Source organism: Gardnerella sp. KA00127 (assembly GCF_049244125.1).
GTDB lineage: Bacteria > Actinomycetota > Actinomycetes > Actinomycetales > Bifidobacteriaceae > Bifidobacterium > Bifidobacterium swidsinskii.
Map to the genome: position 1 here is coordinate 392,790 of NZ_CP058377.1, position 22,655 is coordinate 415,444.

Genomic DNA, 22,655 nt, shown 5'->3' on the forward strand with positions numbered 1-22,655 from the left:
AGAATTAAACGTATGAGTGAGGATACTGCATTACAAGCATTATTTGACGGTACGTTACGCAATTCTTCTGGCAATGTGACTAATGCGTTGCTTGTGTATGGTGCGCCGAATACTGGTAAAACGCAGTTTGCTGTGCGCGCAGCAATTTCCGGCTATAAGCGTTGGTCGCATAATGTTACTGCGATGGCTGTGCAAAATCGTGTTCTTGCTTCAAAAATTGACAATATCATTATTCGTCAAATTGGTGTAAGTAAGCAGTCTCGTCCAGTTGGCACTTTGGCTTCTTTGGCTTTTACTATCATTTCTGCTTGCTGTAAGTTAAAGAATGAGCCTTCGCCTAAGCTGCTAAATGGTGCTGAGCAGGATTCTTTGCTTCGTAAAGTTTTGCGCGCGCACATTGAGCATGTTATGCGTGGAGATAATGGTGATTGCAATATATGCGCGCTTTTTAAGGATTATTTTGAAACGTCTCAATGGGTTGTTCCATTAACTTGCGCAGTCTCAAACACTTCCAACACTTCCGCGCCTTCTGCGCCTTTCGCGACTCAGGCTGCTCAAGCAGCTTCTTCGTCTTCAGAATTTTTGGCAGATAGTTTCGATATTAACAACGCTTTTATGCATCAATTGCGCGATATGCTCGCTCGTTTAGATGAGCTTGGTATTAGCGATTTTGAAAGCGAAAATTCAGTTCTTTGCGCTCTTAGTGACGAGCAATCTTACGCCAATAATAGTGATATTTTACAAACGTCTGTGCTTATTAAACGTAGATTAACTCAATGGCGTTTGGCGTTTGCTTTGCGTGCTGAATATCGAAAAATAATTGCCGACACTTATAAATCTTCTTTCCGACTTGACGCTTCGCAACTGTTGGTTGAGGGCGCAAAATCTGCGCGCGAATTAGGCGAGCATGGTTTAGTAAACTCTTCTGAAATTCCGGCTCTTCTTGTAGTCGATGATTATCAAGATATTACTTTGGCTGGTTTGAGTTTTATTGAGACTTTGTCGAAGATTGGCACGCGTTTAGTTTTACTTGCGAATCCGGATGAATCTGTGCAATCGTTTAGAGGAGCATACCCGGATTATGCAATTTCTGCAGCTTTGGATGAGTTGAATGCTGCTGAGCAAACTTTAGAATATACGAGTTTTGCTGATTCTTGCGAAAATTCTTCCGACGATTCTGCTAATTCTTCTAAAAATTATTCTGCAGATCCAACTTTTGCAAATTATACCCAAGCACCTTCGATGCGTGAGTTACTCGCTTCGCGCGTTTCTCTTTCGCTTACTTCGCAATATAAAACAGATGTTGCGCTCCCAAATCGCCCTTGGAAAATGCCAAAATTTGCAGGTTCCTTACCGATTGAGCCTATAGAAACCCCACAAAATTCTCATCTCAACTCAGACGACACTGTTTTTACAGCGTTATATCGTTCACAGCGCGAGGAATTAGATGCTGTTATTTGGCAAATGAAGCAATCTCACGTAAATAATAAGCGCAAGTGGAGCGATATGGCGTTAATTGCGCACGACAATTCCACTGTTCGTCTTTTTGGCGAGCAACTTCGCGCTTCTGGAGTTCCTGTGCGTTACTCGTTAGTAACTCGCCCATTAAAAGATGAGCCGTTTGTGCAAGGTTTATTTGCGCTTATTGAACTTGCTCAATTTGCGCAGTACGGTTTTTCTGGAATTGTTGAGCAAGTAAAACATGGTAGAAGTTTGCAAAATTTGGCTTCGTGGGTGCGTTTGCGAGTTCAGAATATTATGGATAGTCCACTTTCCTCGATTACTAAGAACGATTCTGGGTTTTACGGTGATTTAGACGTTGAAATACCTGCGAAGTTATATTCTGTAGATTCGCTTATGCGTTCTCTTTCTTCTCTTTCGGCTGTTTTAATTGAGCAAAATGGTGAAAAGAACAAGAGCTTTGAATCTAATGCGCCTTTGCGAAATCTTGTTCATAACTGGGATTTGTTGCAAAATTCGCTTCATAATGCGCAAAGCAAGGCGTACGTTGAATCTCAAATTTTGGTTGATAATAGTCGTATTGATGGCAGTTCAAATGATCTTATGCCATTGTCTCTTGATGCGTGCTATTTGCTTTGTGTAGCAGATGTTGCACGTTTTATAGATGATGATTCTAATGTTCGTAATGATTCTACAGTGTTGCAAATATTGCAGAATATGGCTCCTCGAAATCCGCACGTTGCAGCTTTTGTAAAACTGTGGAAAAACGTGCAAATTCTCGCTTCTCGTATGCGCAATAATCCTGATTTGAGTAATGCTCAATACGCTCTTGGTGAGGCTTGGAATATTTGTCATGTTGCTGAGCGTTGGCAGCGTATGTCTTTACAGCATAATTCGGAAGGTTATCGAGCCAACGATCGCTTGGATGCTGCAATGCGTCTTTTTGATTATGTTTCTTCATATGTTTCTTCTGATATTTCTTCAATGAATACGTTTGACGATACTTTTAGACAAGAAAATGTTGTAAGTATTGCAGATTTTATAGCTCAAGTTCGTGGCATGGAAATTGAAGCTGATTCTCTTGCTAAAGTAGCACCTGTTCCAGATGCTGTAACGCTTACTACTCCTGCTGGTTCTGTTGGAAAACATTGGAATCTTGTGTGGATGCCTACTTTGCAACAACGTGTGTGGCCAAATCTTGCTTCTCGTAGCACTATGTTTGGCGCAGAAAGTTTAGCGAATATTATTTTGCATTCTAAGATTTCTGCTTCTAAATTGACTGTGAATGCGTCACTTCTTTCGAATAATGATAAATCTGCAGTTTTTGCTTCGGAACAGCGCAGTTTTTTGTTAGCTATTACGCGCGCAACAGAGCGTTTGTATATAAGCGCGCAATATAGCGATAGTGCTGTGCCAAGCGACTTTCTTTATTATTATTTGCCTGAAAGATACTACAATAATGAAAATTCGCGCACGCCTTTTACGGAATTTACTACACCTTTTGCCGGTTTAGATATGGATGCTCGTGGACTAGTGTGTGCTGCTCGTTCGCAAATTTTGCGTGCTTCTTCTATGAAAGAAGAGTTTGGAAATAGTGTAGGTAATGCAGATAGTGCAGATAGTGCAAGTAGTTCCGATATTGCAAATAGTTCCAATAGTGAGAATAGTAAGTCTAGAAATGCGATTATTGACGCTGCTCAAACGTTGCAATTACTTAAAGAAAATGGAGTATTTTGCGCTGATCCTTTTGAGTGGGATTTTATGAGCGATGTCGATGACTATGTTGATAAAAAATCTTCTGTTGAAAAAGACAATGAAAAAAACAATGAAAAAGCTGGCTCTGCTAAAAAAGCTAGTTCTGTTGTAAGCTTGTCTCCTTCAGCTGTAGATAGTTTGTGGGCATGCCCTGTGTGCGGATTGCTAAATCGTCAGCTTTTAGGTCCTCAACCCGGCAGTGCAGCAACGTATTTTGGCACGCTCATTCACGAAACTGCAAGATGGGCAAGCGAAAATCAGCATTACGATATGCCAGAAACTGAAGTTGATGAAACTGAAACAGCGAATAATTCAGCCGAAGTCGCGAATAATTCAGCCGACTATTCTCCCTACTCTCCGCTTGTGCGCCGCAGTAACGCAATCGCAAATCTTATGGAAAAGTATTACCTAAGTATTGCGCCTGAACTTGCAGATATTCGAGATAGTAAGGAGCATTATTCGGCTCTTGCGCGTGAGAAGAATATTAAACGTGCGTTACATGCAATTGCGCAATATTTTGTCACTTCTTACGATCAATCAACATATGCGCTTAACTCAAAAAAGTCAGAAAACGGCATATTAGAATCTCTTACAAAAAGCGAAAAATCTTTAGAAAGTAGCATAGGTAGATTGCAACAAGCGTATTGCGAATTGCAAACAAGCGCGCATTTTGGATTTAATGATATTGCTCGCGTATTGAACAATACTTTTAAGAATGCAAATTTGCAAACCGTTACTACGCATGATTGCTACGAATTGATGGGTGCTTTAGTTGGAGGATGGCCGGATGGCGCAAGTGAAGATATGCAAGTACATATTCACGGTCGAATTGATCGCATGGAAAAGCGCATTAATTCAGATGGTTCCGAGCATATTCGCTTACTGGACTATAAAACAGGAAAGCCTTTAACAGCAAGCGGAGTTTTTAACGATTTGCAGCTAGTTTGCTACCAGCTTGCTTTACTTTTTTCTGATGAGAAACCTCTTATTGATGCGTCGAATGCGCCGATTATTTCGCGAAGTATTCTATTTCACGTTGCTAAGAACGATTATCCTGCTCAAGATCATAACGTTGCTGAAAACGTGTATCAGCCGCCGCTTTGCGTAAAAAATGCTTTAAATAATAATCCGCTTGAGTTACGAGTTGGATTCAAAAATATGGCAAGATTGTTAGATTGTCCGCATCTTGACGATATTGCGAAGAATTGTCCAGAAAATGTAAGCGAAAGCGCTTGGCAGTCGTTTACATCATTAAACCAAAGTGCAAAATGGTCTCTTACTATGATTTCGCGCGTTTGCTATGCTGCTGCGGCAGTTCGTTCGCATAAGATTATTGCGCACCCAACTTCTGAACACTTAAAGTATTGCAACGGAAAACAAGTATGCCCAGCATGCGCAGGTTGTATAGACACTGTATATGAGGTGTTGTAGTTATGATTGATAAAACAAATAAGCAATTTACTCGCAAGAACACCGATAGCGCGGAGCAAGCTGCAGCAATTCAAGCACCAACAAATAAGAACATGATTATTGTTGCAGGAGCTGGAAGCGGCAAAACGTATACGATGACTCGTCGAGTTATCGACCTTATTGAGCGCGGAGTTGCTCCTGAAAGTATTTTGGGTTTGACTTTTACTAATAAAGCAGCTTCTGAGCTGCTTGCAAGAGTTGCTCAAGCTGTAAGTCAGCATAGTAGCGAAATAAATAAGCTTATCAATAACGGAAATTCCGCATCTTCAAGTGGCTTTTTGAAGCCAGAAGTAATGACATACGATGCTTTTTTCCAGTCAATTGTGCGCCAATATGGTTTGCTTGTTGGATTTGATCAAAATACGCAACCTTTAAGCGATGCAGGTGCGCGCGAATTAATAAAACCGCTAGTAAACGATTATGTTACTAATCATGCGGAAGTGCTGTCTTGGTATAGTTTTGATGCGCTTATTGACGACGTGCTTGCGCTCGCAGCAGATATTTCATGCTCGATGATTGGCATAAATAGCAGGGGAGAGTCTATAGATAGCACGTCTAAAGCTGTTTTAGAAATTCAGAAGTGGAATAACGCTTGGATTGAGCATTTGCAAAAAGCAATTAATTGTGCTGAAACTACTGAAATAATTGCAAAAAAGCCTAGCTCTATTAAATTGCGTCGCGGAAAAAACGATTCAGATGAAAAATATTTCGAAAAGTGCGAAAATTACGGAAAAGAATACGTAGAATACCTGAATATTACATTAAAAAATAAGTGTTATGAATCTTGTAATAACTTGCTTGAAGCTGCTGAGAAGCGCAATGTATTACTTGAATTAGTTTTGGCTTTTGACGCAGCAAAGCAGCGCGCAAATATGGCGCAATTTAGCGATTTTACTATTGCTGCATACCGTTTGGTGACGCATTTTCCTTCTATTGCAGAGCAGTATCGCCGCCAATACAGCCAAGTTTTGCTTGATGAATATCAAGATACTTCTACAACTCAAGCAATGCTGATTGCAACGCTGTTTCATAAAAAAACTAACGGTGTGGAAGAAGCTAGCGTTGCTGCGAAAACTAGTGAAAATCAAGACTTTTTAACTACTCAACAAACGAATATTGCTGCAGTAGGTGATCCGTTCCAAGCTATTTACTCGTTTAGAGGAGCTAGTTCCGGAGCTTTCAGAAAGCTTGAGCAAGCACTAAATATCGACCAGTCAAGTGAGTTTTCTCTTACTAGAACGCGACGCAATTCGCAGCTTATTTTAAAAGCTGCAAATTCTATTACGAAACCTTTGCGAGTGCCTGCGCTTCGCCATAGTAGTTCACTTGCTACAGAAGTAGAAGTGAAAAACTTGCAATACTTAGATAATGCACCAAAAGGTACTTTTAGTGTGTTAAATATGCCTACGCAATATCAAGAAGTAGAAGCCGTTGTGCGTTTTGTAAAATATGTAAAACATAATGCGCTATCTGAAAACGACGATACTAATTCTGCATCTGCTCGAGTTGCAGTTCTTTTCCGTAGCAAAAATAATATTCCGTTATATGAAGAAGCATTACAAAAAGCAGGTTTACGCACTCTTACTGTTGGGTATTCTGCATTGCTTGAAAAACCAGAAATTCGAGATGTTTTAGCTCTTCTTTCTGTTGTTGCAGATCACACAAATACTCAAGCTTTGATGAGATTGCTTGCAACTCCTCGTTTTGCGCTTAATACTGACGATTTGGCTGCTATAGCTAATATTGCAACATCAAAGAATATCGAATATGTTTTTCGTGCTTTAGTGCAAGCAGGTTTAGTAAACGCTGAAACTCCTCGCTCTAAGTGGTCGCAAGTTGTTCGAGAACAGCAATCTCAAGCTTCGCAAACCAATAGTATTCATGGTGGAGTTTTTGTGGCGGATGTTTTGCTTGAAGCATACGAAACGCAACTAAGCGAAGAAGCAAAAAATAACGACAACAATAACAATAATTTGCTTTTTGAGCTAAAAAATAATTTAAGCTCTAAAGCTTATATAGCAGTGTTAAGAATAGGGCAAATGATTCATGCAATACAACGTGCTCAATCTGGCTCTTTGCAAGATATTATGCGCGTTGCTGTAGAAACGCTTAACGTTGATATTGACGTTGCGCTATCTCGTGCGCTTATGAATGATACTTCCTCTAATGCAACGCTTCTTGACGATATGCACTCTACTGTCGATTCTATTTGTTTACTAGCAGACGCGTATTTGCAAGAAATGAGCGATTTTACAACTCCTACTTTGCATGGGTTTATGTCTTGGATTTTCAATATAGACAAAATTAACGATCAACCTTCTTCAGTGGATGAGGCTGCGGATGTCGTATTGATGACTATTCACCAATCGAAAGGTTTGGAATGGCCTGCTGTAGCGATAGTTGGGCTTAATGAAGGCGCGTTCCCAAGTAATCAAGGCGATAATTTGCGCGTAATAGCAACGCAACAAAGTGGCGTGTACAGGGAAAGGGCATACGCAACGCTCGAAGTTGCTTCAAAAGTGCCTGTTTCTATGAGAGTGGATGCAAACATATTGCCAAGATTCCCTCACGATGTTGATCTTGAAACTAGCATGGAACCTCAAAAATCTTTGAAAAATATGTTAACTGTAGACGATATCGACGCAGAAGTTTATGGATCAAGAGCTAGAGAAATGTTTGATTTGGCAGAAAAATTCCATGAGCATGAGCAGGCTCCAGTAGAAGCGATTCCTTCAGAAGCTAGCAAAGTGTATGACGCTGTGATGAAAACTGGCACATTGCCTCTTTCACAAGTCGAAGAGCGTGGGCGCGCTTTGCATATTGACGAGCGTCACCTTATGTATGTTGCTTTGACGCGTGCTAAATTCGCAGCATTGCTCACTTGCAGCCAGTCTAATGCTATGAGCGTTGTTGAGAATAAAGAAAATTTTGCCAATAGTGCAGCTTCTTCTGTAGATGAATCTTCAAATATTTCAACTTCTAGAGTTAAAAAACCTTCTGTTTTTTGGCAGGAAATGTATGATTCAATGCGCGGATCTGAAGAATCTCCGGTTCAGGTCACAGCTAAGGTTTCAGATTCTTCAAATCAAGTAGGTTATGTTGTAGGGGAGTCAGCTTCGCAACTTGCGCAATTATTTAGCGAGGAAAGCACTATTCCAACTGAAGATAATGAGAAACAATTATCTTGGCCGAGTGCATCTAGTGAAGCTATACGTAGTGTATTGCAAAAATCTGCGCAAGACGTTGTAAATTCAAAAATGAGTAATCAAATTTCTGGTATTTCAAAAGATAATTCTTTGCTTTACAAAGCTCAAGCTTTGCTACAAGATGCAGATTTAATGCCGAAAATTGATTGGTATCACAACATTCAAGAGTTGAAAAACAGAGCAGAGCAGCTTTCTAATGTTGAAAATGTCAATGTGACTGCTGTGCAAAGACGCGCTATGTTTCGTAATGATTATTCGCGCGCGAATGAAGATTTTAATGATGCGGATGCTAAGCGTTTGCGGAAGGAATGGATGGCAATTATTCGCCCTATTCCTAGCGTTTCTTCGCCTGCTTCTGATTTGGGAACGCGTTTTCATGCTTGGGCTGAACAGTTTGTAAAAGCTGGTTGCGTGAATAAAAATTCTATTCAGTATGACGTTGATGAGACTGCTGTTGAAAACGTTGCTGAAACTTGCGAGAATATTTCGCAAAATGCAAAATCTTCGGAGCGCAAATTGTTGATATGGAAGCAGCGTTTAATAACATCAAAATGGGCGCATCGCCGTCCTATAGCAGCAGAGCAGCCGATTGTAGCTCATGTTCCAGAATTAGGCGATCAAATTATTAATGGCAAAATCGACGCAATATTTGCAGGTGGTTTAAATCCAGAAGATCCAAGCAAATTGTACACGATTGTTGATTGGAAAACTGGTAGAAAACCGACCAAGCCGCAAGATATTGCGCTTAAACTTGGCCAGCTTGACTGGTATCGTCTGCTTTTGTCTCTTATGACTAAGGTTCCGCTTGATGCTATCGATGCCACCCTTTATTATGTGAACATATCGGATGAATGTGAACGGGAAATTCATGCCGAGCAAAAAACGAAAGATGAGATCCTTGCCGAGTTACACTCTGACACGTTAATCTCCCTCGATGATGATGACGCATAAATGTTGCTATTGCAATCATTTTGTCGCAATTTATTTGCTGCAATTTTTGTTTGCTGTAACGTATTTTGCGCCGCGATTGAAACGCATCGTGCATCACTTCGAAAACGTGCAGATTCCTCGTGCAGTGTGTGTGGGCGGGCATACGCACAACATCGATTTGAGTATGAAGTAAGGAAGAATCATGACTGTTGAATTTCGTTCTGTAAAACTCAGTGATATTGATGCAATGGTTAAAGAATATGAACGTACTTGGGGTATTGCGCAAAAAGTTGGGAAAGATGCTTCGTTAAGTCTTTCTCGAAGATGTGTGTTGCATTACTTAGAACCTTCAACGCATGGTACTATTGCTGAAATAGACGGTAAGTTTATGGGTCTGCTTTTGGCGCGAGTTTTTGACGCACCTGTTTTATTTCCAGAAGTAGGGAGAATGCTTCGCGAGCAAGAAGCCGCAATGAAAGAAAATTGTGACAAAAACTATGCTCTCGCTTTAGAAGAAGCGTACGGCATGCGCGCGTTGGAAACTAAACTTGAAGCGAAATCTCATATCAATAATTTAACTCAAGCGGAATTGGAGCTTTTCCTTGTTTCTCCAGATGCTCGTGGGCATGGTGTTGGTGGAGGCTTGTGGAAGCGAACAATGCATATGCTAAGAAATAACGGAGTAAATCGTTACTATTTGCATACTGATTCAGCGTGTGACGTAAGCTTTTATGATTATCACGGGCTTAGAAGAGATGCTTCTTTTATGCGCTCGGATTATCCTTATGAAGCTAAGAACGTGAAATCTTTGGTGGATGACTTGTATATTTACTCAGGTGAGCCGAGAGTTCGTTCAAAGCAAGCAAATGCTCGTTCTAAAATGCGTTAATAAAAATATGCAAATGTATAACGTTGCGTGACTTGCTTGACAAAAAGGAGCAAAGAAATATATGTCGTCCCAAACGGCAACTAAGAAAGCATCGGTATTTTCTCAATATTCTAGATTATTTTCATTTAATGGAGCTAAAGCGTTTTGTGTAGCAGGCGCGATTGCGCGTTTGCCAATGTCTATGATTGCGTTGGGAATTGTTCTTGCATTAAACCATTTGTATAACAACTGGACTATTGCTGGAGCAATGTCTGCGTCGTATGTGCTTGCACAAGCTGCGGTAACTCCTGTGTATGCTAAGCTTTTTGACCGTTTTGGTCAGCGTAAAGTTGGAGTTATTGCGCTAAGTGCACAAGTAATCGCTATGATTTCTTTTGCATGTGCAGCTTTATTTAAGGTTCCTCTTGTTTTGCTTTTTGTGTTAGCAATTGTGATGGGCGTAACTCAGTTTGCTTTTGGCGCGTTGGTGCGTACTCGTTGGGCTTATACATTGCGTGCAGAAGATGACGATTCTTTATTAAACGTTGCTTATGCGTTGGAATCTGGTATCGATGAAATTGTGTTTATATTAGGACCTATTTTAGCCGCGTGGTTAGCAACTTCTGTGCACCCTGTTTCGCAATTATTCGTGCCAGTATTTGCAAGTGGATTGGGCGGAGCTTGGTTCTTTTCTCTAAAAAATACTCAACCTGCTGTGCTCAAAGTAGTGGAAGTTCCAACTGCTGCAGCTGAAGATGTTGATGTATTAATCGCTTCTCAAAAAGAAGATGAAATTTCCAAAGATTATGTGGCATCTCAAAAGCAAGAAGCGAAACGCTCATTTGTAGACAAATTTAGTCTTAAGCAATTGCATAATCATCGCTCAAAAAAGCGCGGCAAAAACGTGCTGCTTTACCGCGGCATTATCCCGCTTGTGCTCATGTTTGTTGTGTTTAATATGAGTTTTAGTGCATTTGACGTGTCTGTAACAGCTGCAATGAAAGCTCAGGGGCTTGATCATTTCATTGGTATGCAGTTGGCATTGTTTGCATGCGGTTCGCTTGTGGGAGCGATTATTTTTGGATCGCATAAATTCCGCGGTTCTGATTGGTCACATCTGATTGTATTTTTGACTGTTCTAACTGTCGGATTTATGCTTATGAGTCTTAATATTGACAGACTTATGTTTATGAGCGTTTTTGAAGTGCTTTCTGGCTTATGCGTTTCGCCAATTTTTGCTACTGGAAATCTTATTGTGAAAGCAACTGTTCCTGAAGAATCGCTTACGGAAGGTCTTTCATGGCTACCAACTGCGTCTGCTGTCGGCTGTTCTTTAGGTTCGATGGCTGCTGGAGCTGCAATCGACTCGTGGAATTCGCATGCCGGAATGATGGTTCCATGGATCTCAACAATGGCAGCTATACCTATCGCCACGCTTGGCTGGTTTATTGTAATGGTGCTTAAAAAGCGACATTAACTGCGCACGTGTGTAAAGTTTATGCCGTTTTCTCGCTTTAATCCGACCGAAATTTTACAGCTGCGTAAAGTTTCTGCCGCTTCAGTGACAAAAGCTGAGTTGAGTCCTAACGGTACACTAGAAAGAAGTGCGCAATATCGCAAGATGTAGTGAGATGAATATGAAAATAGAATATGATGAATGTACTGAGGAAATTCTTGCTGAAGTAGTACGCGATGCGTTGCAATCTGACGCTGATAATATGCGTTCTCTTAATAACCAAGAATCTTCTGCGTCGTCTAAGCAAATTCGACAGTCGGTGGAAAAAGTGAATAAAAAAATGTCTGCTGATACTTCAACTAAATCAGTATCTACTAAAGATGTAAAAACTGCTAAAACTAAATCAACTAAAAAAGCTAAATTCAACAAAGAAACTAAAACAGAAAATGCAAAGTCATCAACTCGTAGAACAGGAAATGTTCTTCCTCCTGTAGTTAACGATCAAAGAGAAGGTGCTCTTATTGCGCCGCCAAAGTATCGTAAAGGATCAATGCGAATCGTACCGCTTGGCGGTTTGGGTGAAATCGGCCGCAATATGAACGTAATTGAATATAACGGTCATATTTTGCTTATCGATTGCGGTGTGCTATTCCCAGAAGAAGAGCAGCCAGGCGTTGATTTGATTCTCCCAGATTTTCACTACATTCAGGATCGTTTAGACAAAGTTGAGGCATTGGTTTTAACGCACGGTCACGAAGATCATATTGGTGGCGTGCCTTACCTTCTTAAGATGCGTCCCGACATTCCGTTAATTGGTTCAAAACTAACTCTTGCTTTTGTGGAAGCTAAGTGCAAAGAGCATCATATTGATCCGGAGCTTATTCGTGTAGAAGGTCGCGATAAGATGAAAGTCGGTCCGTTTAACCTTGAATTTATTACTGTTACGCATTCTATTCCGGATGCGCTCGCTGTGTGCGTAAAAACTCCAGCCGGAACGCTTATTGATACTGGTGATATTAAACTTGACCAGCTTCCTCTTGACCATCGCATTACTGATTTAGTTGAGTTCGGGCGTTTAGGTGAGCAAGGCATAGATTTGCTTATGGCTGATTCCACTAATGCTGAAGTTCCAGGATTTGTAAAGCCTGAAACTTCGATTGGTCCGGCTTTGGATCGCGCTTTTGCTGAAGCTACGCGCAAAATTATTGTTGCTAGCTTCTCAAGTCACGTTCATCGCGTGCAACAAGTGGTTGACGCTGCGCATAAGTTTGGGCGCAAAGTTGTGTTCGTCGGACGCTCGATGGTTCGCAATATGTCAATTGCTGCGGATTTAGGCTACTTGCATATTCCTGAAAATACTGTTGTTGACTTAAAACAGGCGAAGGATATTCAGGATGACAAGCTCGTATACATGTGCACTGGTTCACAAGGCGAGCCTATGGCTGCACTCGGGCGTATTGCAGATGGCAATCACCGAGATATTACTGTTAATGAGTTCGACACTGTTATTCTTGCAAGTTCGCTTATTCCAGGCAACGAGCATGAGGTTTACAAAGTTATTAATAAGCTTGTGCAGTTGGGTGCGCGCGTAATTAACAAAGATAATGCTGCTATTCACGTGTCTGGTCATTGCAATGAAGGCGAGTTGCTGTACTTGTACAACATTGTGAAGCCAAAGTGCGCTATGCCAATTCATGGTGAGCATCGTCACTTGGTTGCAAACGGATTGATTGCAGTAAAAACTGGCGTTGATCCAAATAACGTTGTGCTTGCTGAAGACGGCGATGTTGTGGATTTGTATCATGGCAATGCTGCAGTTGTTGGTTCTGTGCCATGCGGTTACGTGTATGTTGATGGTGATTCTGTTGGTGAGCTTACAGATGAAGAGCTTGAAAAGCGCAGGATTTTGGGCACAGAAGGTTTCGTTTCAAGTTTTGTTGTAGTTGATACAGAGCACGCTGACGTTGTTTCTGGCCCAAAGATTTTCTTGAATGCTGTTGCTGAAGACGAGGCTGATTTTGAGAAGGTTCGTCATCAAATTGTTGAACAGTTGCAAGATGCCATGATGCGCGGAGAGCACGATACTCATAAGTTGCAGCAGATTATGCGACGAACTTTGGGTAGTTGGGTTGCTCGCGCTTTGCGCAGGAAGCCAATGCTTGTACCGGTAGTTGCGGATATTTCGGAAAATAATCAAGAATAATCAAAAATAAAGAAAATATTCGCAATTATTTGTAAATAGCTAAAAATAATCGTAAATATAATCAAAAATAAGAAAAATATAAGGAAGGTACAAAATATGCCAGGAGCAAATCTGACTCGCGTAGAAGCTCAAGAGCGTTTCGACGCTATCCAAATGCCAATTCATTACGATGTTGCGCTTGATTTAGGAAAGGGCGGCCGCGATTTTAAGTCGCGCACAAAGATTGAGTTCGATGCTAAAGCTGGTAGCGCAAGCTTCCTCGATTTAATTGCAAACAGCGTAGAATCCGTGGTGTTAAACGGTGCCGATCTTGACGTTTCTAAAGTTTTTGCAGACAGCCGAATTGAGCTTGCAAATTTGCTGGAGCATAATACCGTAGAAGTTGTAGCAAATTGCCAATATTCCAACACGGGCGAAGGCTTGCACAGAAGCGTCGATCCTTCCGACGGAAACGTTTATCTTTACACGCAGTTCGAAGTTCCGGATGCTCGCCGCGTTTATGCTGTGTTTGATCAGCCAGATTTAAAGGCTGTTTTTGACTTTAGCGTGGACGCTCCAGAAAGCTGGATTGTTACTTCCAACATGCCAGCCGCCAGCGAAACCGTGCTTGAAGGCCGCAAGACGGAAGACGGCACTTTGGAAAATGGCACTGTAGAAGGCATGAAGCGCTGGGTATTTGAGCCAACGCCAAAAATGAGCTCCTACTTAACTGCTATTTGCGCAGGTTCTTACGCCGAATGGCACACAACTTACAACAATGAAGACGGTCGCGTAGTGCCAATGACAATGTACTGCCGTCAGGCACTTAAAGACGCTTTTGCAAAAGACGTTGACTACTTGTTCGATATTACGAAGAAGGGCTTTGCCTTCTACGCTAAGACTTGGGGAGTGCCATATCCGTACGCAAAGTACGATCAGATTTACGTTCCAGAATACAACGCTGGAGCTATGGAAAACATTGGTATGGTTACCATTCGAGACCAGTACGTGTTTGAATCCAAAGTTACGGACGCTTATGCTGAGCGCCGCGTTGTAACAGTTTTGCACGAGCTTGCGCACATGTGGTTCGGCGACTACGTAACTATGAAGTGGTGGAACGACTTGTGGCTTAACGAATCCTTCGCAGAATTCACTTCTACTCTTGCCACCGCTGAAGCAACTGAATGGCACGACGCTTGGAGCACTTTCAATTCCGGCGAAAAAAGCTGGGCGCTTAATCAAGATCAGCTTCCAACAACGCACCCAATCGTGGCTCCAATCAACGATTTGAACGACACTTCCGTCAACTTCGACGGCATCACTTATGCGAAGGGCGCCTCCGTTTTGAAGCAGCTCGTAGCTTACGTTGGTCGCGAAAAGTTCTTTGAAGGAATCCACAACTACTTGAGCAAGCATGCTTACAGCAACGCTACTTTGGCTGATTTGCTTCAAGAACTTGAGCTTACAAGCGGCCGCGATTTGAAGGCGTGGAGTGCTCAGTGGCTTGAAAAAGCTGGAATTAACACGATTTCTACCGAAGTAGAAGAAGCAGGTGACGGCACTATTGCTTCCTTGCGTTTGCGTCAGAGCGCACCAGTTGAGCATCCTGTTCTGCGCGCGCATCGCTTGGCTGTCGGATTCTACAATGTAGACGAAGCAACTGGCGAAATTAAGCGCACAAAGCGAATCGAACTTGACGTTGACGGCGAAGTGACGGAAGTTGTTGAAGCGTGCGGCGAAAAAATGCCAGCACTTATCCTTGTAAACGACGACGACTTGACTTACACAAAGCTACGTTTTGACGAAAAGTCGCTTGAGTTTGCTGCAGAAAACTTGTATCGTTTCAAGGATTCTTTGACTCGCTCGTTTATTTGGCTCACGTTGTGGGATATGACTCGCGACGCAGAATTCCCAGCAGAACGCTTTGTGGAACTGAGCCTTAAGGCCTTGGCAACCGAGCGTGAATCAACTACTTTCCGCTATGCTCTTGGTCAAGTGAAAGTAACTGCAAGCCACTACGTGGTTCCAGAGCGTCAAGCAGAAGTCGCAAAGCATGTTGCTCACGAATTGTGGCAGTTGGCTTTGGCAGCTTCTGCAGGTTCCGACGAGCAATTCCAACTTGTTAAGGCTTATCTTGGCTACGGTGAAGTTGGAGATGCTGAGTTTGTGCGTGTAGCTAACGGTTTGCTCGACGGTTCTGTGAATCTGGAAGGCTTGGGAATCGACAACGACTTACGCTGGAGCATTCTTATTGCGCTCGCAGGTGTGAACGCTTTGGACGAAGCTGGAATTGACGCGGAACTTCAAAAGCGCGACACGACTGAGAATCGCGAATACGCTTACCAGGCTCGTGCAGCTCGCTCAACTGCAGAAGCTAAGGATTGGGCTTTTGAACAGGCTTTGCGTAATCTCGATTTGACGAATATGCAAATGGGCGCTGTGGTTGCTGGCTTTGCAAGCACTGCTAAAGGCGATTTGGTTAAGCCTTACGTTGATCGCTACTTTGCTGAAGTTGAGTGGATTTGGAAGAACCGCACCTTCCACATGGCTGAAGCTTTGATCGAAGGCTTGTATCCTGTGTATGCGCCGGTTGAGGAGCTGGTTAAGCACGGTGAAAAGTGGCTTGAGGCTCATGCTGATGCAGATCAGGCTTTGCGTCGCATGGTGCTCGGCAGCCTTGATTCTTCTCGCCGCACGCTTAAGGTACAGCATTACAACGCTTCCTTGTGCTAGTGCCTTAATTAATGTGGCGCGAGTTTTGCGCGACGACCTGCTTTCGCGCAGCATTGTGCGCGCGAAAGCAACTCGGAGCGTGAGCTTGCGTGGAAAGTCCAGTGGACTTTCCACGCAAGCTCAGCAGCGAGAGCGTTAACCGCGCGAGCGTTGGCCAATTTGTGGAACATTTTCCGGAGTTTTTCCGGCTTTTGTACCACAACCATGTGCGGAGAAATTTTTTATAGCGCGTTATGTAATGTTACGAGTAAGATGGCAAACAGTGTGTGACGCGCTAGTATGCGATGTTGTTTGCTTGCGCGCAGGATGAAGTGATTTTTGCGAAAGAGGCTTTATTATGCCAAGAATGTTTGGTACTGACGGTGTGCGTGGATTGGCGAACCGAGATTTAACAGCGCAACTTGCGTTAGATTTGGGTGATGCTGCAGTGCGCGTTTTAGGGGATAAGCACGCGCCGGTTGCATCTAGCTCTAATGAAAGCGAGACTTCCTCTCACGCTCGCCGTCGCGCGCTTATTGGCAGAGATACGCGTGTTTCTGGTGATTTTCTAGCTTCTGCTCTCGCTGCTGGCATGAGTGCTGGCGGTTTTGATGTTATTGATGCTGGAATTATCCCAACTCCTGGCGTTGCTTTCCTCACTTCCGTGCTTAACGTTGAAATGGGTGCTGTTATTTCTGCGTCGCATAATCCTATGCCAGATAACGGTATTAAATTCTTTGCGCGCGGAGGTTTTAAGCTTCCAGATAGCAAGGAAGATGAGATTGAGACTGTGCTTGGTCAAGATTGGGAGCGTCCAACTGGTGCTGGTGTAGGTCGAGTCAGCCATGATACTACTACAGCTACTAACTTGTATATTGATCATTTAGTTTCTGCTGTTGCGCCTTTAAGCAATGGTTCTACTACGCGTCCAAAGCCTCTTGCAGGCTTGCGTGTTGTAGCAGATTGCGCGAATGGTGCTACTTCTGTTGTTGCTCCTGAAGCTCTTCGTCGCGCTGGTGCGGAAGTAATCGTAATTAACGCTTCTCCTGACGGCTACAATATTAACGATCACGCAGGCTCGACTCATCCTGAGCAGCTGCAAGCCATGGTTAAAGCTTCTAAGGCTGATTTAGGCGTGGCTTTTGACGGTGACGCCGACCGCTGCTTAGCTGTTGACGAGAACGGCAATATGGTTAATGGCGATCAAATTATGGGTATTCTTGCTCGCGCAAAGCAGGCTGAAGGTAAGCTGAATCACGATACGCTCGTTGTAACTGTAATGAGCAATCTTGGCTTAAAGCTTGCGCTCAAAGATATGGGCATTTCAACAGTGCAAACAAACGTCGGCGATCGCTACGTTCTTGAAGAAATGCTTAAGCATGATTATTCACTCGGCGGCGAGCAGTCTGGTCACGTTATTAATCGCGAATTTGCAACAACCGGTGACGGTACGCTTACTGCTTTGACTTTGTGCCGTGAAGTTGTTCGTTCAGGCAAGAAACTTTCGCAAATGGCTGCAGACTTCCCGCAGCTTCCGCAAGCTCTTGTAAATGTGCCAAATGTAGATAAAATGGCTTCGAAAACTAACGCAGCTGTGCTTGCAGCTGTTGAGAAAGAATCGAAGCTTCTTAGAGATACAGGTCGCGTGCTTTTGCGTCCTAGTGGCACAGAGCCGCTTGTGCGCGTTATGTGCGAGGCTGCAACTCAAACTCAGGCAGATGAGGTTTGTGCTCGTCTTGCTCAAGTTGTGGTCGATAATCTGAAGCTATAAGCTTACTTATTTTTTGCGCCTGCTATTTGCTTACATTTCAGTCGGCTCTAGCAGTGCGCAAATAATTTTGATACACTTATATCTTTAGTGCGGCTTTCAAATTCTGCTCGCAGCATGTAGATTTTGTATGTTTTCGCGTTACTGTGCGCGTTACTTAAAACGGTGAAAAGGAGTCCTATGTTTACGCATCACGCAAGTGTTGATACTAAGCTCAGTCGCGCTGTTGAGCGCTTGCTTGATTCCGCTACAGAAGACGGCATTTTGCCGATTGTGCAAGCAGGTGAGCCTGTTCTTCGCCAGCGCACTGTGGCATATGACGGCCAGCTTACACGTGCTACTCTCACAAAACTTATTTCTCTTATGCACAGCACAATGCTGGAGGCTCCAGGCGTAGGTTTGGCTGCTCCACAGATTGGTTTAGGTCTTGCGATTGCTGTTATTGAAGATCATGTTCGTGACGATGAGGATGATCCTCGTGACATTGCAGAGCTTCCGTTTAGAGCTATTATTAATCCTCATTATGAGCCTATTGGTACGCAAACTCGTAGTTTTTATGAAGGTTGCTTAAGTGTTTCCGGCTATCAGGCTGTACGTCAGCGTTGGCTTGATATTCAGGCTACTTGGCAGGATGAGGACGGCAAACAACATTCCGAGCGTTTGCATGGTTGGCCTGCGCGTATTTTCCAGCACGAAACGGATCATCTTCGTGGTGAACTTTATATTGATCGTGCAGAAATGCGTTCGCTTTCCACTGATGAGAACCTTGAGGATTACTGGGCAGATGAAGCAGTTCCTGTAGCTGCTGCTCGCACGCTCGGTTTTGCAATATGATTTTAAAGTTTTAAAAATTATTGCAGTGTCGTTTTGTGCATTTCAATAGTAGTTATAGAATACTCATGTGTGTTTTTGTAATTTACTGCTTAAACGCGTGTATTTACTACATTGAATAAAGGAGAGAAAAATGAAGGTTTGTTCTCAATGTGGTACAGCAAACAACGATTCCGCAAAGTTCTGTAAGGGTTGCGGTAATAATGTTGAAGCCGCTCAACCAGTAGCTCAACCAGTAGCTCAGCCTGTACAACCTGTGTCTCAGGCTCAGCCAATGGCTCAACCAATGCAGCCAATGCAACCTGTGTCCCAGCAGCCAGCTCAGCCAATGTTTGTTCAGCAGAATCCGCAAATGACTCACCCAACTCAACCGGCTCAACCGATGATGCAGCAGGCTCCAGCAATGCAAGGTGCTCCTCACTATACTCAGCCAATGAATCAGATTAATTCTGAACAGATGGTGGACTTCTTCCATTGGCTTATTAGCGCAATTAAGAAGCCTTCTCAGCAGTACCATGTATCTAGCTTGTACGCTGTGCTTGTGTTTGTAATTAGCGCTCTTGTATCTGCAATCCAAACTTATTTCACGGTTCAATCTGGTGCCAACATTTTCAACTCTTTTACTAAAGTTGGCACTAACTTACTTTCGTCAATGTCGGAGCGTTCTATTTCTGCTCCACGAGTTTCCGTGCCTATTTCTGTATTCATTGCCGCTTTCTTCGCAGCAATGATTAGCGTTTACATGACATTCGTTGTGGCTTTGATTGGTGCAAAGATGTTTGGTGACCCAATGTCTGCCAGCCAGTTGCATGTTCAGTTCGCTCAGAAGATGGTTCCGATTGTAACAATTCAGATTTGCGCAGCATTGCTTGGCATTCTTACTCTTTCGACTCCGTCTGTGTTCTTGCAAATCTTTGCAGGATTCTTGACAATGCTTCTTCCATTCTCCTTTGTATCTCACGCTGAATGCACGCGTAAGATAGATCGCGAATGGTTGTGGGTTATTTACGTGTTGGTGGCTGCGATAATTCTTATTATCGTATTCTGCGTCACTATGGGAATCGTAACAAGTGCTATTTCTTCCGCAATATACGGAGCTTTATTGCACTAAAAGAATTTTGCTAATCTAATTAAATAATTCTATAAAAGCTTTTTAATAGAGTGTTTTTCGTAAAATTTGCGTCAGTTTAGCAAAATAACTTAAAAATAAAAATAACTTGGAAAAATTTTATTTCAAAAGTGCTTAGCGTATGAATAATATGCTAAGCACTTTTGTGAAATATTAGGAGTTAATATGAATTGCACTCAATGTGGAAGCCCTATAGATAGTGGCTCAACGTGGTGCTCAAATTGTGGCGCAAAAGTAGAGGATAATGCACAGCAGCCAATGGCGCAGTTTAATCAGTATGAATCTCAAGCGCAGCAGTTTGCTGTAAATACGTATCAGACGCAAACTAATAACACCGTTTTGCCAAATAACGTAAATAACGTAAATAACGCGAATTTTTCAAATAACTCTAATATAGCTTCAGTAAAGATGAGCAAAAAAGAATAAAATCATCCTTATCATAATTGGAGTTTTTAATGGTAGCTCTTGGTGCTGCATATTATGCAATTCAAAACTATGTTTATTCTCCAGAAGCTACAATTAAACAATACGTGAACGCTTTGGAAAGCGGAAACTTTACAGAAGCAAGCAAACTTGTTGACTGGTCTCCTAGCGATATTCAAGAAGGTTCTCGCATCCTTTTGACTAATGAAGTTAGCAGCAAAACTAAAAATCGTATTGAAAATCCAGTAATTACCAACATTAGCTTTGATTCCAGTGTAGTCTCCTACAGAATTAATGGGAAAGAGAATAAAATGTCGCTTCAAGTCTCTTATCCTAAAACTGAGTGGCTTATATTTAAGTCATATAAGCTGTATCCTCGTGTAAACATTATGTATTTAGATATTCCAAACAGGATTAAAAAATCAAAGTTAACGTGCTAGCAAGAAGCTAGAGAAGAAAATTACCAGTGCTGTTAAAAGCAAATTAAGCAGTGCATTAGTGCATCAAATGGATCAGCAGTCCCTGCAAAGATTTGTGTTTTTGGCACCTCCTTGCGTAAGAAGAACTTAGGATTCTTTACATCCTACGACTATTCATATTCAGATGTTAAGAGAAGTGTTAACGGATATCCTAAACTTACATCCATTGATCCAGAAAGTGGAAGTTTCTCTACAGAAGGATTTGAAGAAACTGTAGAGTTCCGTCGTCAGGCTAGTAACGAAGACGAATGGCATGATGGTAATTCTGTAAGCAGATTCTACATCAACAGATCATTTAAAATCAAAGGCAACGACGTAAATATTAAGTTTGAGAACAATACATATCAAGAACAATATTACTAAGGATAAGTATTAAATAAAACTCGTTGCCGCTTTGGACACTCGTGCAGCACTCCGACCTGCCTGAATGCTGTGTTAGTAACAAAAAGCCGACCCCGCAAAATCGTAGGGTCGGCTTTTCGTATGTCGATTATAAGTGCGTATATGCTATACTGGCATATCGTATGTTCGCATACTATATAAAGTTATTTTTCAATGAAGAAAGGTAGTCGATGACGTTTATCTCTCGTGCAATACGCTACATTCTGAGGAAACGAATAAAAACAGCGATAGTTTTCATTATTGTATTTCTTATTTCGACATTGTTATTTTCTACTTCTGCAGTTTCAAGTGCTGCAGGTAGAGAAGGAGAAAAAGTTGAAGCGCAAGCAGAGTCTAGTTTTGTGCTCGCAAATAACCCTCAAATAAACCCTGGAACTCCTAGAGGAGCTGGAACTGTAAAACCTAAAGATGTACAGGCAATTGCAAAATTAAATGGAATTGCTTCCTACGTTGTTCGACAAAATGTAACAGCGGATTTAGTTAATGCTAAAGCGGCAAGAATTCCAGGCGTTCAGGATTATGATCAAAAGCGCGAGCAGCAGTTTGGAAATGCCGTTAATATTGAAGGGACGAATGACTCTACTGGTTTAAATACTTTTAAAACAAAAGCAATAACTATGTCTAAAGGCAAGCATCTTAATGCTAATAACGTTCATGCATCACTGATTCATGAAGATCTCGCTAAAGCTAACGGATTACATGTAGGAGATACTCTTACGCTTCGCGCTAATCCTTACGATGCTGACAATATTCAACAATCAACAGCAACAGTAAAAACTCGTATTGTTGGAATTTATGCCGGAGCAAATAAGCGTCAAGTCGCAACTAGGGCGGAATTGACAGCTAATACCGTGTATACGGATTTGCAAACTACTCGCGAATTATACAAATATGAGCCTGGAAAAGAAATATATCAGGATGCAAGTTTTAGAATAAAGCGCGGTGAGGATGCGGATAATATTATGGCGCAAGCTGCCAAATTGCCTATTGATTTGCAAAACTATCAACTAACTCGTGACGATCAGTTCGTTTCTGGTTTGTTGAAAGCAGCAAAGGGAGTGCGCTCAATAATGACTGTTACAACAATTGCTGTTGTATCATTTGCTATTATTGCTTTGGCATTAGTGCTTTTGCTGTGGATGAATGAGCGACGTAATGAAATTGGTGTGTTTGTTGCAATTGGCACTGGCAAATTATCTATAGTTGGTCAATATCTTGCTGAGATTGTGCTTATTGCAATACCTTCGTTAATTGTGGGTTACCTTTTTGCAAAAGTTATAGCTCCGTTGATGGCTAATGTTGCTCTTGGCTCTGTGCAATCATCAGCCGCTCGTGAATTGAGTAATATGGGTCAAGCTGGTGGAAATCTTGAATCAACTTTGGCAACAAAAACTTTGGAAACACTTAGCGTACAAGTAGACGCTCAGTGTTTTATCGGAGTTTCTACAATTGTTGGTGCAGTAATCGTTATTGCAGTTGTGTTGTCTTATTTGCCAGTTATATGCAAATCTCCTCGTGAGCTCCTCGGATTGCAAAAGTAGAACTATGCTGTTTGGCGGCATAGTTTTCATAATTCGTCGTAT

13 protein-coding genes are annotated in these 22,655 nt (G+C 42.2%); all 13 read left to right on the forward strand.

What is annotated here, in order from left to right; all coding sequences use genetic code 11:
• The first annotated feature begins 12 nt into the window (after positions 1–12).
• The 13 genes from HXT48_RS01445 to HXT48_RS01505 all read left to right on the forward strand — a co-directional run bounded on the left by HXT48_RS01445 (position 13) and on the right by HXT48_RS01505 (position 22,613).
• Complete coding sequence (locus HXT48_RS01445; RefSeq protein WP_421793115.1) at positions 13–4,647, forward strand: PD-(D/E)XK nuclease family protein; 4,635 nt, start codon at positions 13–15, stop codon at positions 4,645–4,647.
• A 2-nt stretch (positions 4,648–4,649) separates the two neighbouring features.
• Positions 4,650–8,843, forward strand: a complete 4,194-nt coding sequence (locus HXT48_RS01450) for an ATP-dependent DNA helicase (protein WP_102155656.1) — start codon at positions 4,650–4,652, stop codon at positions 8,841–8,843.
• Between the two features lie 181 nt (positions 8,844–9,024).
• Entirely contained in the window at positions 9,025–9,711 is a 687-nt protein-coding gene (locus HXT48_RS01455; protein ID WP_076003038.1) for a GNAT family N-acetyltransferase, read from the forward strand.
• A gap of 61 nt (positions 9,712–9,772) precedes the next feature.
• On the forward strand, positions 9,773–11,167 hold the full coding sequence (locus HXT48_RS01460; protein ID WP_012914427.1) for an MFS transporter: 1,395 nt from the start codon (positions 9,773–9,775) through the stop codon (positions 11,165–11,167).
• A gap of 154 nt (positions 11,168–11,321) precedes the next feature.
• Positions 11,322–13,349 (forward strand): ribonuclease J, encoded by a 2,028-nt coding sequence (locus HXT48_RS01465; RefSeq protein WP_012914426.1) that lies wholly within the window; start codon positions 11,322–11,324, stop codon positions 13,347–13,349.
• Between the two features lie 96 nt (positions 13,350–13,445).
• The gene (gene pepN / locus HXT48_RS01470) at positions 13,446–16,061 is read left to right on the forward strand and encodes an aminopeptidase N (protein ID WP_421793116.1); all 2,616 of its coding nucleotides are present in this window, start codon (positions 13,446–13,448) and stop codon (positions 16,059–16,061) included.
• 337 nt (positions 16,062–16,398) lie between these two features.
• Entirely contained in the window at positions 16,399–17,811 is a 1,413-nt protein-coding gene (gene glmM / locus HXT48_RS01475; RefSeq protein ID WP_012914425.1) for a phosphoglucosamine mutase, read from the forward strand.
• Positions 17,812–17,988: 177 nt separating this feature from the next.
• The gene (locus HXT48_RS01480) at positions 17,989–18,642 is read left to right on the forward strand and encodes a peptide deformylase (RefSeq protein ID WP_004107289.1); all 654 of its coding nucleotides are present in this window, start codon (positions 17,989–17,991) and stop codon (positions 18,640–18,642) included.
• 130 nt (positions 18,643–18,772) lie between these two features.
• The gene (locus HXT48_RS01485; RefSeq protein ID WP_004109339.1) at positions 18,773–19,750 is read left to right on the forward strand and encodes a zinc ribbon domain-containing protein; all 978 of its coding nucleotides are present in this window, start codon (positions 18,773–18,775) and stop codon (positions 19,748–19,750) included.
• 183 nt (positions 19,751–19,933) lie between these two features.
• The gene (locus tag HXT48_RS01490; protein ID WP_004109342.1) at positions 19,934–20,194 is read left to right on the forward strand and encodes a zinc-ribbon domain-containing protein; all 261 of its coding nucleotides are present in this window, start codon (positions 19,934–19,936) and stop codon (positions 20,192–20,194) included.
• A 29-nt stretch (positions 20,195–20,223) separates the two neighbouring features.
• Positions 20,224–20,631 carry a hypothetical protein gene (locus HXT48_RS01495; protein WP_004109345.1) on the forward strand — a complete coding sequence of 136 codons (408 nt, stop codon included), beginning with the start codon at positions 20,224–20,226 and terminating at the stop codon, positions 20,629–20,631.
• Between the two features lie 111 nt (positions 20,632–20,742).
• Complete coding sequence (locus tag HXT48_RS01500) at positions 20,743–21,033, forward strand: hypothetical protein (protein ID WP_004109367.1); 291 nt, start codon at positions 20,743–20,745, stop codon at positions 21,031–21,033.
• A gap of 209 nt (positions 21,034–21,242) precedes the next feature.
• Positions 21,243–22,613 (forward strand): ABC transporter permease, encoded by a 1,371-nt coding sequence (locus HXT48_RS01505; RefSeq protein WP_421793117.1) that lies wholly within the window; start codon positions 21,243–21,245, stop codon positions 22,611–22,613.
• The last annotated feature ends 42 nt before the right edge of the window (positions 22,614–22,655 follow it).